Genomic DNA, 15,357 nt, shown 5'->3' on the forward strand with positions numbered 1-15,357 from the left:
TTTTCACAACAAAATTTTCTTTCATTTAAAGCTTGAATTTATCTTTTTCTTTACATATCAAATAATGAAAGTTGGTTTTCATCAGGTAAATCTTTCAAAACGCCATGAGTATCCATATATTCAATCAGTGTCTTAGAAACTTTCCCACGTGAGGCCAAATCTTCTTTTGATAAAAAGATTCCGTTTTTACGTGCTTCAACGATTTGTTTCGCCACGTTCAAACCAAGTCCGGGTACAGCTCGGAAAGGTGCAATCAATGTATCCCCATCAATCACAAAATCTTGTGCGTCAGACTTATACAAATCGATCATGCCAAAGTGAAAATCACGTTCCAACATCTCATTACATAATTCTAACACCGTCAATTGATTTTTTTCTTTGGTAGAAGCATCCATTCCTTTATCCGTGATGGCTTTCATCGCTGCTTTGACTGCGTCTTTGCCTTTCGCCATTGCGACTAAATCAAAGTCATCCGCCCGTACAGAAAAATACGCACAGTAATAAAGAATTGGGAAATACACTTTAAAATACGCCACCCGCAAGGCCATCAATACATACGCTGCCGCATGGGCTTTCGGAAACATATATTTGATCTTAGAACAAGAATCAATGTACCAATCTGGCACATTATTTTCCTTCATAGCCGTCAGATAGGTCTCGCGTAACTCGTCATCAATTTTATTCCATTGACCTTTACGTACGGTCTCCATGATTTTGAAGGCCATCCCACTATCAAGTCCCGCATGGATCAAATAAACCATGATGTCATCCCGACAACCGATTACTTCTGCTAAGTTGGCTTCGCCACGACTGATTAATTCTTCCGCATTGCCTAGCCAAACATCGGTTCCATGTGACAGACCAGAGATTTGCAGCAATTCCGCAAAGGTTGTCGGTCCTGTTTCTTCCAGCATCCCCCGCACAAAGCGCGTTCCAAATTCAGGAATCCCCAAGGTCCCAGTCTTCGAATAAATTTGATCCGCCTCAACGCCTAGAACTTGTGGACCAGCAAAAATTTTCATCACTTCCGGATCATCGGTGGGAATTGTTTTAGGATCGACCCCTGATAACTCTTGCAACATTCGAATCACAGTTGGATCATCGTGTCCCAGAATATCTAGCTTCAACACATTGTCATGAATCGAGTGGAAATCAAAGTGGGTCGTTTTCCATTCCGCATTTTGATCATCGGCTGGAAATTGAATTGGCGTAAAGTCATAAACATCCATATAATCGGGAATAACGATAATCCCCCCTGGGTGCTGTCCGGTCGTGCGTTTCACTCCCGTCGCACCTTTTGCTAGACGATCGACTTCGGCATTCCGAAAATGCAAATTATGATCACGTTCGTAGCCTTTAACGAAACCATAAGCCGTCTTATCCGCAACCGTACCAATCGTCCCTGCGCGATAGACATACTCTTCACCAAATAAGACCTTTGTATAGTTATGCGCTTCTGCTTGATAATCGCCTGAGAAGTTCAGATCGATATCGGGAACCTTATCTCCGTGAAAGCCTAAGAAAGTCTCAAATGGAATATCATGACCGTCTTTATTTAGTCGCGCGCCACATTTGGGACACGCTTTTTCTGGCATATCAAAACCTGACCCATAGGAACCGTCCTCGAAAAATTCTGAGTATTGACACTCTGGGCAATAATAATGAGGCGGCAAAGGATTAACCTCAGTGATCCCTGTCATCGTCGCAACAAAACTGGACCCTACTGATCCCCGTGAGCCAACTAAATAACCGTCAGCGTTACTCTTATGCACCAGTTTTTGTGCGATTAAATAAATCACAGAGAACCCGTTTCCGATGATCGAAGTCAATTCCTTCTCCAACCGCTTCTCGATAATATCAGGGAGTGGATCACCATACAATTCCCGCGCGCGATTATAACTTAAATCCTTGATTTCTTCCTCAGAACCAGGGATCTTTGGCGTATATAAATCATCTTTAACCGGAATAATTTCTTCGCAAGTATCCACGATCGTATTGGGTCCGTCAACAACAACTTCTTTGGCCAACTCAGGACCTAAGAAACTAAAGGCCTGCAACATTTCATCGGTTGTCCGGAAATGAACATCCGGTAAGCTATGACGGTTCAATGGATTCGCTCCACCCATCGAGCTGATCAAAATTTTGCGATAAATAGCGTCCTCTTTATTCAAATAGTGAACATCGCCAGTTGCGACGACTGTTTTGTTCAACTCTTTTCCAATTTGGATCAGATTCCGCAAGATATCTTCCAAGTCTGCTTCATTTTTCACTAACTCTTGTTCGATTAGTGGCGCATAGACCGCTTTAGGCATGACTTCGATATAGTCGTAAAAGGCTGCCCGATTCTTGGCTTCTTCCACCCCTTTTTGCATCATTGCTTCAAAGATTTCCCCTTGGGAACAAGCGGAGCCGACTAATAAATTTTCTCGCAATTTATTTAATTGCGAACGAGGAATCCGTGGCACCCGCTCGAAATAATTGATATTTGACATAGAGATTAATTTAAATAAATCCTTCAAGCCCGCTTGATTCTTTGCCAAGATTGTTGCATGGAAAGGCCGTGCTCGTTTATAAGAATCGCCTTCGCCAACATGATCGTTCAATTGATCATGGTAATTCATCTCGTGTTTTTCAATCGCTTCTTTGACAAACAGCCAACCTAGATGACCCGTTGCTTCCGCATCATAAACCGCACGGTGATGCTGTTCCAAATTAATCCCAAATTTTTTCGTCAACACACCTAACCCAAATCGTTTGAATTCAGGGTATAAAAAGCGAGCTAACTCCAATGTATCGATCACTGGATTAGGTGTTTCCGGCATATTGTGACGAACATAAGTCGTATTGATGAAGCCAATATCAAAAGTCGCATTATGAGCGACCAGGATCGAATCTTCACAGAATTTTTCAAACAATTCCATGACTTCTTTTTCTGGTTTTGAACCACGGACCATTTCATTTGTAATCCCGGTTAAATTAATCGTCGTTTCTGATAAAGGATGTCCCGGATCAATAAATTCTTCGAAAGTCTCAATGACATTTCCTTTATGCATCTTCACTGCCGCTAATTCGATGATCGTATCATAAACCGCCGACAAGCCGGTGGTTTCCACGTCAAATACAACATAAGTCGCGTCCGTCAAGGCCACATGGGCATCGTTATAGGCAATTGGTACACCGTCGGACACCACGTTGGCTTCCACACCATATAAAATTTTAACACCCGCTTTTTTCCCAGCCGCGTGAGCTTCAGGAAATGATTGGGCCCCGCCATGATCGGTGATCGCAATTGCTTTATGGCCCCATTTTCCAGCTTGTGCAACTAAGTCACTGGCGTTGTTAATAGCATCCATCGTACTCATGTTGGTATGCAAGTGTAATTCAGAACGCTTTTCTTTCGCTGTATCTTTTCGTTCTGGATGTTTTACCTCTTGGATATCTTGCGCATTCATGACTAAATCCCGCATAAAGGTATCTTCTTGCACACTTCCCCGTACACGGATCCAGCTTTTATTTTCAATCGCATCAAAAATAGCCTCGTCCTTTTCGCCATTGGAGAATTTTTTCACGACGAAAGAAGACGTGTAGTCCGTCATCTTGATGATCAAAATTTTTCGTTTAGAACGCAATTCTCGGACTTCTTTATCGAAAATAAAGCCTTCGATCGTGATGCGCCGTTCTTCTTCAATAATGTTCCCCATCGGCGTGATCGCTTCGTCAGCGGGAATATTTCGTCCCATCTGAATTGGACCGTCAAAATGAGCGGCGCTTTCCTTCTTCTCTTTTTTCTTCGATTCGTACTGCGCGATGCTAGCAGCCGCCTGCTCTTGCATTGCTTGTGCCTGTGCTTGTTTGCGAACTTCAAACTCTTGCAATTTTTTGTCGGCTTGTTCCTTGTCCACTTCAGGATCAATACGTAAATGAGGAAAGCCAAAAGAAACGAGATTTTCTTCGATTAAAGGTAAGTATTGCTGCTTCAAGACCGGAATCACTGAATCATTGTCGATTAATAAAACGATCCGATTTCCTTGAATCACTGGCAAAGGTTTGCTTAATACTTGTTTGACTAGCGGCGTATCACAAGCTTGTTCACTTAAAGCAAGCTGCCAATAATTCTGTAAAGTTTCTTCCACAAATTGATTGTCTTCTGGAATAATATGTACTTTCACTTGCGCAATGGATTGGAAAGCAAGCATTAATTTTTGGTGGAACGCATAAAATAATTTTGCAGGAAGAATCTCCGGTGTTTGGATAAAAAATTCCCAGACCCGTGATTTCTCATGAACAACAACTTCTTTGATCTCTGCTGCTTGAATCATTGGGTGTTGTTGCTCTTCATCTGCCAATTCAATTTGTCGTAATAAGTTTTCGAATAACTCACGATTTTTAGACAAATGGACATCTCCTTCACTTTTTCAAGTATGTTTCAGTATAACTGTTTTCTTTTATGTTTGCATTAGAAAAAGGACCGAAAAAATTTCGATCCTTTCATTTTAAAAGAAGAAACGTTGAATGTCATTCCAGGTCACCATAATCATTAGCAACATGATGAAGCCAAAACCGATCATCGTAATCAAGCCTTCTTTTTCAGGGTCAAGGGGCTTGCCGCGAATACCTTCAATCACGTTCAATAAAATTTTCCCACCATCAAATGCCGGAATCGGTAAAAGGTTCACGATTCCTAAATTGATAGAGAGTAAGGCCATTAAATAAATGACGGTTTTCACGCCTTGTTGCGAGGCTTCCTCAGACATCTTGAACATCATCACCGGACCACCTAGCTTGTTTAAACTAAAACCAGTGAACAGCGAACCTAATGCACTGAAAATATTTTTCGTCATATCCCACGATTGAGTCAAGCCGCCCATAATCTTATCAAAAAATCCCGTCCGAAGATACGGTGTCACACCGATTTGACCAACTTTTTGACCATTGCTTTCAACACTTCTAGGGGTCATCTCGATCGTCTTTTGCTTGCCGTTCTGTTCGATCACAACCGATAATTCTTTTCCAGGGCTACTAGTAACCGGTTTGGTCAAGTCTTCCCACGAGTGGACCTGCTTTCCTTCGATAGACACGATCGCGTCGTGATCCTTCATACCCGCTTGTGCTGCTGGACTACCAGCTTCAACCGAGCCAATCTGGTTCGTGTTGTAATCCGCTACCCCACCTTGAAGGAAGGCTAAAGCAATAAACAAAATAATCGTTAAAATAAAATTATTCATTGGTCCAGCAAAATTCGTTAGAATCCGTGAACTCAATTTCGCTGATTGGAATTGGACATCCCGTGGGGCAATTCGAACTTCCGTCCCGCTTTCTTCAATCACCGTAGCATCATGTAGAACCTTGTAGATCGTCTCTTGACTCTCGTCACCATTTACATACCCTTTGATAGTTAAGTCATCCACCAAATCAGCCGCGATCAGCTCCATTGGAATACTATTAGGTAGCTGGACTTTTTTGCTGACATTGATTCGACGAACTTCATTTTTTTCAGTCAGCTCAACAGAAAGCGGTGTCCCAGGACTTAACTCTGTCTCTTCATCTTCTAGTCCAGCCATTCGGACATAACCACCAATTGGTAATAATCGTAATGTATAGGTGGTGCCATCTCTTCCCATATGAGCAATCAGCTTGGGGCCCATGCCGATCGAAAATTCTCTAACTAAAATTCCTGAACGTTTTGCAAAGAAAAAATGTCCGAATTCATGGACAATCACTAAAACGCCAAAAACGATTAAAAACGTAATAACAGTGCGCATAATTTCCCTACCTTCACTATTTTCTTAGGGATAGTTTATCACAGTCTTGTAGAAATAGAGCTCTTTCTCGTTCTTTTCATAGAAAATTAAAAAAACTCTGAAATTCTTCAAACTTCAAACGAAAAAAAGAGCGTTTCCGCTCTTTTTAAAATACACCTAACAAATGCATCATTGGAAAGACAAACAACATACTGTCGAAGCGATCTAAGATGCCACCGTGGCCTGGTAAAATATTTCCTGAATCTTTCACATCATAATGACGCTTGATGGCTGATTCCACTAAGTCGCCAAATTGACCAACGATAGAAAAGATAATCGTAAAAAGGATCATCGTCACTAAATTATGTTGGAATACTTGTGGTTGTACTAAAAAGAAAATGACTGCTACAACAACCGCACTAACGATTCCTCCAAGCGCACCCTCAATCGTTTTATTTGGTGAGATTTCAGGCCAAAGCTTTCGCTTCCCAATTTGCCGTCCAACCATATACGCACCAATATCAGTTGCCCAAACAACAAAAAAGGCAAATAATAAAATAGCTAATCCACTGTCGCGCGCCGTCACGAGGTTTTGAAAGCCAACGCCAACATATAAACTGACAATTACAGGAAACCCTGCTTCATCAATCGTATACGTATTTTTTGAAACGACTGAAAAACCTAAGATAACCATTACTGTCAAATAAAATAATAAGAAATTACTATTGCTGCCACTTAAAAAAGGCATCCAACGTTCCGCTGGCAAGACAAGAAAAACGGCGCCCAATATCGAAAGCACCCCTTCAAAACTTAAAATCGCCAAGCCCTTCATACGAAATAATTCGTATACACCAATTCCTGCTAATACTGCCGCCGCTATTTCTACCGCGATTCCCCCAACATACAAGATAGGGATAAAAATCACTAAGGCAACGACAGCCGTAATTACTCGCTGTCTCACACTTTTTCCTCCTAATTCAGTTACTAATTTTTCAGGCCACTCCTGTAAAAATCGTTAAGTAGCGCTGGTTCCTTTATTCAAACCACCAAAACGACGGTTACGATTTTGGAAAGAGGCAATCGCCGTTTCTAAATGGGCACCATCAAAATCAGGCCATAACGCTTTAGTAAAATATAATTCGCTATACGCTAATTGCCATAGTAAGAAATTACTGATCCTTTCTTCCCCACTAGTACGCACTACCAACTCTGGATCGCGTAGCTCATAGGGCAAAAAGCCAGTCATCAGATGATCCCCCATAACTGTATCATCAATAGCATCGATTGTTAATCGGTCATCCTTCACTTCTTGCGCCATCTGTTTCATAGCAGAAATAATTTCTGCTCGACTGCCGTAGTTGAGGGCGAAATTTAAAACCAAGCCATCATTGTCAGCCGTCTGTTCAATAGCTCGCTTTACTGCATCCTGTGTATGGTCTGGCAAATACTCTTCGTAGCCCATCACGTGAACTTGAACATTTTCTTCAATCAATTCAGGAACGAAAGTATCAAAAAAATCAACCGGCAACTGCATCAGAAACTTGACTTCATCGTCGGGCCGTTTCCAATTCTCCGTCGAAAAAGCATAGAGAGTCAAAACTTTTACCCCAAGACGATTGGCTTCCTTCGTAATTTTTTTGACCGTTTCCATGCCTTCTTTATGACCGGCAATTCGTGGCAGTCGACGATTTTGTGCCCAACGTCCGTTGCCGTCCATAATAATTGCGACATGTTTTGGAATAGCACCCTCTGGATCAAACACAACGTCCGATTCTTCAGGTGTATATTTTTCTTTTTGTGGAAAAAAACGTAAGACCATGTTTTCACTCCTATCTCGTATTTATGTATTCATTCTTCAAATTGCGAAAAATCAGTGTGATTCCCGCCACGCCTATCATTTCGCTAAAGTGTTCGTACTTTCTGAGTTCAGCTTAATGAATTTATTCTTTTGCTATGGATTATTTCGCAAGTGATTTGTTAATTTATCAGAAATAAACAAGCATTTAGATTCAACAGCCATTATAGCAATAATCTAAATGCTTGCCTATGAATATTAATAGGTATTTAAATAATTTCAAACATTGACTCAACTAATTTTCAAAATTCGTGCTCTTTGCGCGTTTTTCATTTCAACTTTCAGTCAATAACTAGTTCTCTTAGTTAAAAAATAATCAAGCTCTGACTCTTTTAAGCCACTTTTTTAGTTCAGCATTTGGCCTGTTTGAAAAATAGTTTAATCAATAGATAACTTTTCAAACGGCCAATGAATCCCAAAAAAATAAAATAATTAAAATGGAAGCCAGCGTCCTTCATTCATCACGAAATATTGAAAAAAAAAACGATAAAAAAAACTGGTGTACGAATCTCGTACACCAGTCATTGAATTACACATCTAATAATTCTTTTTCTTTTTCGCTAATGATTTGATCAATGGCTTTAATATTGTCATCTGTTAATGTTTGGATGTCTTTTTCTACATCACGCAAATCATCTTCGGTCAAGTCGCCATTTTTTTGTTGTTTTTTGTAATCGTCCATCGCATCACGGCGAATATTACGAACAGCAATTTTCGCGCCCTCTGCTTCTTTTTTCACTTCTTTAGCCAATTCTTTCCGGCGTTCTTCCGTCAATTGTGGAATCACTAGACGAATCACATTGCCGTCGTTTGCAGGATTCAACCCGATGTCGCTTGCTTGAATCGCTTTTTCAACATCACCGATCATATTTTTATCAAAGGGTGTTACCATCAATACACGTGCTTCTGGAATCGTGATTGACGCCATTTGATTCACCGGTGTTGGGACACCATAGTAATCCACAGTAATACGGTCTAAAAGACTTGCGTTCGCACGTCCGGCACGAATTTGGCCTAATTGACGTTGTAAGGCTTCTTGCGCCTTCTTCATTTTATCTTTTGCTTCATTCATTACTACATCTGCCATATTATTTCCCCCTTACAGTCGTCCCGATATTTTCGCCGAGTACAACTCGTTTAATATTTCCTGGTTCATTTAAATTAAAGACAACAAGTGGAATATCGTTATCCATACTTAATGAGCTTGCAGTTGAATCCATCACTTGAAGGCCTTTAGCGATGACATCTAAGTGAGTCAATTCCTCATACTTCACGGCATTTTCATCAAGCTTCGGATCCGCTGAATAAACCCCATCGACATTATTTTTCGCCATTAAGATCACGTCCGCATTGACTTCTGCCGCTCTTAATGCCGCTGTTGTATCTGTTGAGAAATAAGGATTTCCAGTTCCACCAGCAAAAATCACGATCCGACCTTTTTCAAGATGACGCTCTGCTTTTCGACGAATATAAGGCTCAGCAATTTGACGCATTTCAATTGATGTTTGAACACGAGTTGGTACATCAATATTTTCTAACGCATCTTGCAAAGCTAGAGCATTCATCACAGTTGCTAACATGCCCATATAGTCAGCTTGTGCACGTTCCATGCCCATTTGAGCACCGATTTGTCCACGCCAGATATTTCCGCCACCGACGATGATTGCCATTTCAATTCCTAAATCATGAACTTCTTTGATTTCTTCTACGATATCTTTGATTACTGGTGGATTGATACCGAACTTTTCATCACCTGCTAAGGCTTCTCCACTAAGTTTCAATACTACGCGTTTATACTTTGGTTCATCCATTTCAATACCTCCACTGTCACTCTATTGATATTTTAGCATACTCTGCTTCTGACGCCACTCAAATTTGAATTTGCTTAAAAAAAGGGAGCGCACATTTTTCGTGCGTTCCCAACTGTTTATTAAACAGAATTATTTTTTGATTTGGCTCATAACTTCTTCAACAAAGTTATCTTCGCGTTTTTCGATACCTTCGCCGACTTCGAAACGAACGAAGCTGACAACTGTAGCACCTTTAGAAGATACATATTTTTCAACAGTCATATCAGGATCTTTAACGAACGGTTGGTCAACCAAAGCGATTTCGGCTTTAAATTTGTTCAAACGGCCGATAACCATTTTTTCAACGATATTCGCTGGTTTGCCTTCGTTTAACGCTTGTTCAGTTAAAACATTTTTTTCATGTTCTAATTCTGATTCAGGAATTTGGCTTTCATTTACATAACGAGGGTTAATTGCCGCAACGTGCATCGCAACATCTTTGGCAACTGATTCGTCAGTAGTGCCGTCTAGTAATGCTAAAACAGCAATCCGTCCACCCATGTGTAGGTAGCCGCCAAATGCAGCGTTGTCTTCTTTTTCAACAACTTCAAAACGACGGAAATTGATTTTTTCACCAATTACTTGCGTTGCTTCGATTAAAGCCGCTTCTAACGTTTCACCTTTAGCATTTGTCAATTTCATTGCAGCGTCCATGTCAGCTGGTTTGTGTTCAGCAACTAATTCTGCGATTTCTTTCACTAGGTCTTGGAACATTTCGTTTTTAGAAACGAAGTCTGTTTCTGAGTTTACTTCAACGATTGCAGCAGTGTTTCCTTTCACTGCAACTGAAGCTAAACCTTCAGCAGCGATCCGGTCATTTTTCTTAGCTGCTTTAGCCATGCCTTTTTCACGTAAAAGATCGACAGCTTTTTCAATGTCGCCTTCTACTTCTACTAACGCACGTTTTGCATCCATCATCCCTACGCCAGTCATGTCGCGTAATTCTTTTACTAATTTAGCTGTTACATCTGCCATTTTAACGGCCTCCTTAATTTTTCTAAAAAAGCTGCTTCAAAGGTAGTTATTTACTTTGAAGCAGCATATGCTACGAAATTATTCAGCTGATTCTGTAGAAGCGTTGTCGCCTTCTACTACATCAACGATTTCTTCGATTGAAGTTGCTTGTCCGCCTTCTTCAGTTGCGAAGTCTGCTTCTGCTACTTGATCTTCACCTTGGTTTCCTTCGATGAATGCATCAGCCATTTTAGCAGTGATCAATTTCACGGCGCGAATAGCGTCATCATTTGAAGGGATAACTACGTCGATTTCATCTGGATCGCAGTTTGTATCAACCATAGCAACGATTGGAATGTTCAATTTTTGTGCTTCTTGAACAGCAATACGTTCTTTACGAGGGTCAACGATATACATAACATCTGGGATGCGAGGCATATCAGCGATACCGCCTAAGAATTTTTCAAGACGTTCACGTTCTTTGTTTAAACCAACAACTTCTTTTTTAGGCAATACTTCGAAAGTACCGTCTGCTTCCATAGCGTTGATTGATTTCAAACGAGCGATACGTTTTTGGATTGTATCCCAGTTAGTCAAAGTTCCGCCTAACCAACGGTGGTTTACATAGTATTGACCAGCGCGGATTGCTTCTTCTTTGATAGCATCTTGTGCTTGTTTTTTAGTACCTACGAATAAAGCAACGCCGCCGTCTTCAGCAACATTTTTCATGTAGTCGTAAGCTGCGTCTACTAATTTGACTGTTTTTTGCAAGTCAATGATGTAGATGCCGTTTCTTTCTGTGAAGATATATTTCTTCATTTTTGGGTTCCAGCGACGAGTTTGGTGACCAAAGTGTACGCCGGCTTCTAGTAATTGTTTCATAGACAATACTGACATTTGTGTTTCCTCCAATTGGTTTTTTTGTTTTCCTCTTCTGCTCTCTTCTTCATAAGGAACTGACAAGCAGCACCGCCTTATGAATCAAGTCAGAATGTGGATTTTTTTGTGAGCAGTCTCCTACACACAATTAGTAATTATACAAGAACCCTCTTGATAAATCAATCTTTTTTATTTCCTTTTGTAGGATTAATAATTATTAAGGGATACTGTTTAAAAAAACTTTTTCTGCTATACTGAGTGCATAATTATTATTATTTTTTCCTTGCTTGTCGAGACTAGCAGGGAATTTAAACAGCTACTACAACAATTAAGGAGTTTTCTTATGCGAAAAAAAGACCGTCATGAATTAATTAAACAAATCATTTCAGAAAATCCGATTCGCAATCAAAACGAATTGATGGATCATTTAAAAATCCACGAGGTTTCCGCAACCCAAGCGACGATTTCAAGAGATATTCGCGACTTAAAAATCGTGAAGACGATTGACGAGAGTGGCAAACCCCGTTTTGAACTATTTCAAGAGCATGCAACCCCTACAGAAGATGACGACATTAAGCGCTTGATTCGAATGACTGGAGAAGTTATCGTGAAAATTGAAGCCATTCAATTTATGACGATTGTTAGCACACTCCCTGACAATGCGCACTTGTTGGCTTCTGTATTGGATGATCTTTCGAGTGATTTGATTGTCGCTACGATGGCTAGTTTTGATACGATTATTATTATCTCAAGAACGCCAGAAGACGCACAACGCGTCGCGGCCTTTTTAGAAGATCCAACCAGCACTTCTATTTTCTAAAACTCAATTCTACAACAAGGCTCCTTCTCAGAAAAATCAGAAGCAGAACTCGTAATGAGCGCTGCTTCTGATTTTTTTATTCTTCCGGAACGGTCAATTTCCTCTCATTAATCTGTTCTTTCGCAGTCGCAACTGCTTTATCAGTCGCTTCCGACAACTGCCCTTTGGTTAAATCAACGCCGCCTTCTTTTAATCCAAATTCTAAGTGCTTGCCACCAGGAAATTTATTTTTGTAAGCCGCATCCGCAATTTCAGTCACAGCCGCACCTACATTTTTCTTAGTGGAAGTCAACGTGAAATTCCCTGTCTTACCATCAGCCATTTGATAGTTCCCTTCATCAGCCTGGTCGCGATCTACACCAATCACCCAAACTTTTTGACTAGGATTATTCTCGTTCTGCGCTTTCGCTTCTTGGAAAACACCAGCCCCCGTACTGCCGGCAGCTTGGTAAAGAATGTCTGCTCCCTCTTTATACATGGATGCAGCAATCGCCTTTCCTTTGTCTGGTGCATCATAAGAGGCTGCATATTGCACTTCAATTTTGATTTCTTTTCCTAACTGTTTCCCAGCAGCTTTTATCCCAGCTTCGAAACCACTTTGAAAACGTTGGATCACAGGGCCTTCCATTCCCCCAATAAAACCGACGTGATTTTGCTTTGTGCTGTAAGCAGCAGCTATTCCAGCAAGATAGGCACTTTCTTGATCTTTAAATGTTGCTGAAACGACATTTTTCAACCCTGTAATGTCACCGTCGATTAAAGCAAAATTTAGTTTTGGATGTTGTTCTGCCGCTTCCTTGATCGCATCTGCTTGTAAGTAACTTAAACTAATGACTGTAGTGAAGCCATTTTCAACCGCTTGGCTGATGTTTGTACTATTTTCTTGCGGATCATTGGTCTCTAAATAAGTGAAATCTTTTTTGGCTGTTAAGCCTTTAGTTTTCCCCCACTTTTCAAGACCTTCCCAGCCTGCTTGATTAAACGAACGATCGTCGACACCCCCGAAGCCTAAAATCAACGCCAATTTGTGATGATTTTCTGCAGTGTTTTTTTCAGCTTGACTTTGCCCACAACCTACTAATAATCCGATTAAACCTAAACAACCTAATCCTAAAAATAGCTTTTTCATACTATCACTCCTCCACATGTGTCTTGACACATCGTGCCGTAAAAAGTATACCATACTGATTTTGAACATGCGGATTTATTAAAAAAAGACTCAGACAAGTTTAAAACTTGTCTGAGTTCATTTTACATTTTATTTGGTGCGTGAACGCCTAGTAGACGTAAATCTTCTTTCAAAATGACAGTGACCGCATGGACTAAAGCTAGACGCGCGTTCTTTTCTTCATCATCAACCAACACTTTTGTATGAGCGTAGTATTTGTTGAAGGCTTGGGCTACTCTGATTGCATGCTTTGCGATTACAGATGGTTCATATTGATCTGCCGCCTGCATCACAATTTCTGGGTAGCTTTGTAACAGCTTGATGATTTCCCAGCTATCGGCATCTTTTAAGGCATAGACTGCTTCTGGATCAACGGTGAACTCAGCTTTTTCCAAAATTGACATCGCACGAGCATGAGTATATTGGACATACGGCCCCGTTTCCCCTTCAAAACGTACGACTTCTTCTAAATTGAAATCAAAATTATTCAGACGATCATTCTTCAGGTCATGGAAGATTACTGCGCCGACACCGACTTGATGCGCCACTTCTTCTTTATTTGGCAAATCAGGATTTTTTTCTTCGATTTGTTTGAAAGCTAATTCCTTCGCTTCATTTAATACTTCTTCTAATAAAACGATCTTCCCTTTACGTGTCGATAATTTTTTTCCATCTTTTGTGATCAAGCCAAATGGAACATGCACCATTTCATCTGACCAATCAAAGTCCATTTCCTTTAAGACAGCTTTCAATTGTTTAAAGTGTCCACTTTGTTCATTTCCAACAACGTAAAGTGACTTAACAAAGTTGTATTCACGTTTCCGGAAAAGTGCCGCGGATAAGTCCCGGGTAATATATAACGTCGCACCATCCGATTTTTTGATTAAGGCTGGATTTAAATCGTATTTATCAAGGTTAACGATCTCCGCACCCTCGCTGGTTTGCAACAAATGTTTTTCTTCCAGCATCGTTACCACTTCATCCATCTTATCGTTGTAAAAGGCTTCGCCATTATAAGAATCAAATTCAACTTCCAGCATACTATAAATTTTGTTGAATTCTTTTAATGATTCGCTGCGGAACCATTTCCATAATTCTAGAGCTTCTTTGTCATCTTCTTCTAGCTTCTTGAACCAAGCCCGAGCTTCGTCATTTAATTCTGGCTCTTCTTCAGCTTTTTCATGGAATTCTACGTAAAGACGTAACAATTCATTGATTGGCTCTGCTTTGACTTTTTCTTCTGAACCCCATTTTTTATATGCCACGATTAATTTCCCAAATTGTGTACCCCAGTCACCTAAGTGATTGATCTTGATTGGCTGGTAGCCAATCTTACTCAAAATTAAGCTGATAGAATTCCCGATGACTGTTGAACGCAAATGTCCCATTGAGATTGGCTTTGCAATATTTGGTGAGGACATATCAATCGTTACGTTCCCTTCATTGCCAATATTGCTATTACCAAACTGATTCGCTTCTTTCGCGATTTGCTTCAAGACCATACTGGAAATAACTTCTTTTTTCATAAAGAAATTCAAATACGGACCCACTACCTCAATTTTTTCAAAAGCATCAGGAGTGATTTTTTCGGCTAATTCTGCCGCAATTTGTTGTGGTGCTTTGCGAAAAACTTTCGCTAATGCGAAGGCTGGGAAAGCCACATCGCCATGGTCCACGGACTTCGGTTTCTCTAATAAACGCGCCACTTCTGGCAACGTTAAATTTTCTTTGACCACTTCAAAAACTGCTTGTGCCACGATTTCTTGATTATTCATTTCAATTCCTCCTATTTAACCCTCATTTTAAGATACTTATTCGCTCAGCAAAGGGACAATTCCTAGCTAAAAGTTAGCTCGATCTCATAGTAACATTTCTTTAAAATACAGAAAAATGATTTTCTTGTACGCATACAATGTCTCCAACCCGCCAAAGCGAGAAGCAAAATTCACAGTCACTCTAGCAATAAGACTATAAATTTTCGTTGCCTTATCATTAAAACCACTTTCATCCACTTCGCTAAAATTCATAATAAGCTTCAAGCCTGACGAACTAAAAAAAGTATAACTCACAAAAAAAGTCCCTGATGTTTA

At 40.3% G+C, this 15,357-nt stretch carries 11 protein-coding genes; 1 reads left to right on the top strand and 10 read right to left on the bottom strand.

Annotated elements, in window-relative coordinates; translation table 11 throughout:
- Positions 1 to 50: 50 nt before the first annotated feature.
- The 8 genes from FFM67_RS04705 to rpsB all read right to left on the bottom strand — a co-directional run bounded on the left by FFM67_RS04705 (position 51) and on the right by rpsB (position 11,297).
- On the bottom strand, positions 51 to 4,394 hold the full coding sequence (locus tag FFM67_RS04705; protein WP_137613442.1) for a PolC-type DNA polymerase III: 4,344 nt from the start codon (positions 4,392 to 4,394) through the stop codon (positions 51 to 53).
- 99 nt (positions 4,395 to 4,493) lie between these two features.
- Positions 4,494 to 5,762 carry an RIP metalloprotease RseP gene (gene rseP, locus FFM67_RS04710; RefSeq protein WP_137613443.1) on the bottom strand — a complete coding sequence of 423 codons (1,269 nt, stop codon included), beginning with the start codon at positions 5,760 to 5,762 and terminating at the stop codon, positions 4,494 to 4,496.
- 145 nt (positions 5,763 to 5,907) lie between these two features.
- A complete protein-coding gene (locus FFM67_RS04715) occupies positions 5,908 to 6,702 on the bottom strand; it encodes a phosphatidate cytidylyltransferase (protein ID WP_137613444.1) in 795 nt (264 codons plus the stop codon).
- 54 nt (positions 6,703 to 6,756) lie between these two features.
- Positions 6,757 to 7,560 (bottom strand): undecaprenyl pyrophosphate synthase, encoded by an 804-nt coding sequence (uppS, locus tag FFM67_RS04720; protein ID WP_137613445.1) that lies wholly within the window; start codon positions 7,558 to 7,560, stop codon positions 6,757 to 6,759.
- 565 nt (positions 7,561 to 8,125) lie between these two features.
- Positions 8,126 to 8,683, bottom strand: coding sequence for a ribosome recycling factor (gene frr, locus FFM67_RS04725; protein ID WP_137613446.1), 558 nt, complete (start codon positions 8,681 to 8,683; stop codon positions 8,126 to 8,128).
- 1 nt (position 8,684) lies between these two features.
- On the bottom strand, positions 8,685 to 9,407 hold the full coding sequence (gene pyrH, locus FFM67_RS04730) for a UMP kinase (protein ID WP_071861009.1): 723 nt from the start codon (positions 9,405 to 9,407) through the stop codon (positions 8,685 to 8,687).
- A 129-nt stretch (positions 9,408 to 9,536) separates the two neighbouring features.
- Entirely contained in the window at positions 9,537 to 10,421 is an 885-nt protein-coding gene (tsf, locus tag FFM67_RS04735; RefSeq protein ID WP_137613447.1) for a translation elongation factor Ts, read from the bottom strand.
- Between the two features lie 78 nt (positions 10,422 to 10,499).
- Positions 10,500 to 11,297, bottom strand: coding sequence for a 30S ribosomal protein S2 (gene rpsB, locus FFM67_RS04740; protein WP_071861007.1), 798 nt, complete (start codon positions 11,295 to 11,297; stop codon positions 10,500 to 10,502).
- A 325-nt stretch (positions 11,298 to 11,622) separates the two neighbouring features.
- On the opposite strand from rpsB, the gene FFM67_RS04745 reads away from it, so the two are divergent.
- The gene (locus tag FFM67_RS04745; protein ID WP_137613448.1) at positions 11,623 to 12,099 is read left to right on the top strand and encodes an arginine repressor; all 477 of its coding nucleotides are present in this window, start codon (positions 11,623 to 11,625) and stop codon (positions 12,097 to 12,099) included.
- 76 nt (positions 12,100 to 12,175) lie between these two features.
- On the opposite strand, the gene FFM67_RS04750 is transcribed toward FFM67_RS04745, so the two are convergent.
- Complete coding sequence (locus tag FFM67_RS04750) at positions 12,176 to 13,228, bottom strand: BMP family lipoprotein (protein ID WP_137613449.1); 1,053 nt, start codon at positions 13,226 to 13,228, stop codon at positions 12,176 to 12,178.
- Positions 13,229 to 13,350: 122 nt separating this feature from the next.
- Complete coding sequence (argS, locus tag FFM67_RS04755; RefSeq protein ID WP_137613450.1) at positions 13,351 to 15,042, bottom strand: arginine--tRNA ligase; 1,692 nt, start codon at positions 15,040 to 15,042, stop codon at positions 13,351 to 13,353.
- Positions 15,043 to 15,357 lie beyond the last annotated feature (315 nt).

The sequence above is a fragment of the Enterococcus viikkiensis genome, from assembly GCF_005405345.1.
Classification (GTDB): Bacteria; Bacillota; Bacilli; order Lactobacillales; family Enterococcaceae; genus Enterococcus_A; species Enterococcus_A viikkiensis.

Bases quoted from the DNA above. Each gene is read 5' to 3' on its own strand.
- uppS (WP_137613445.1), bottom strand. From the start codon at position 7,560: ATGGTCTTACGTTTTTTTCCACAAAAAGAAAAATATACACCTGAAGAA.
- FFM67_RS04750 (WP_137613449.1), bottom strand. From the start codon at position 13,228: ATGAAAAAGCTATTTTTAGGATTAGGTTGTTTAGGTTTAATCGGATTA.
- rseP (WP_137613443.1), bottom strand. From the start codon at position 5,762: ATGCGCACTGTTATTACGTTTTTAATCGTTTTTGGCGTTTTAGTGATT.
- frr (WP_137613446.1), bottom strand. From the start codon at position 8,683: ATGGCAGATGTAGTAATGAATGAAGCAAAAGATAAAATGAAGAAGGCG.
- tsf (WP_137613447.1), bottom strand. From the start codon at position 10,421: ATGGCAGATGTAACAGCTAAATTAGTAAAAGAATTACGCGACATGACT.
- rpsB (WP_071861007.1), bottom strand. From the start codon at position 11,297: ATGTCAGTATTGTCTATGAAACAATTACTAGAAGCCGGCGTACACTTT.
- pyrH (WP_071861009.1), bottom strand. From the start codon at position 9,407: ATGGATGAACCAAAGTATAAACGCGTAGTATTGAAACTTAGTGGAGAA.
- FFM67_RS04745 (WP_137613448.1), top strand. From the start codon at position 11,623: ATGCGAAAAAAAGACCGTCATGAATTAATTAAACAAATCATTTCAGAA.
- argS (WP_137613450.1), bottom strand. From the start codon at position 15,042: ATGAATAATCAAGAAATCGTGGCACAAGCAGTTTTTGAAGTGGTCAAA.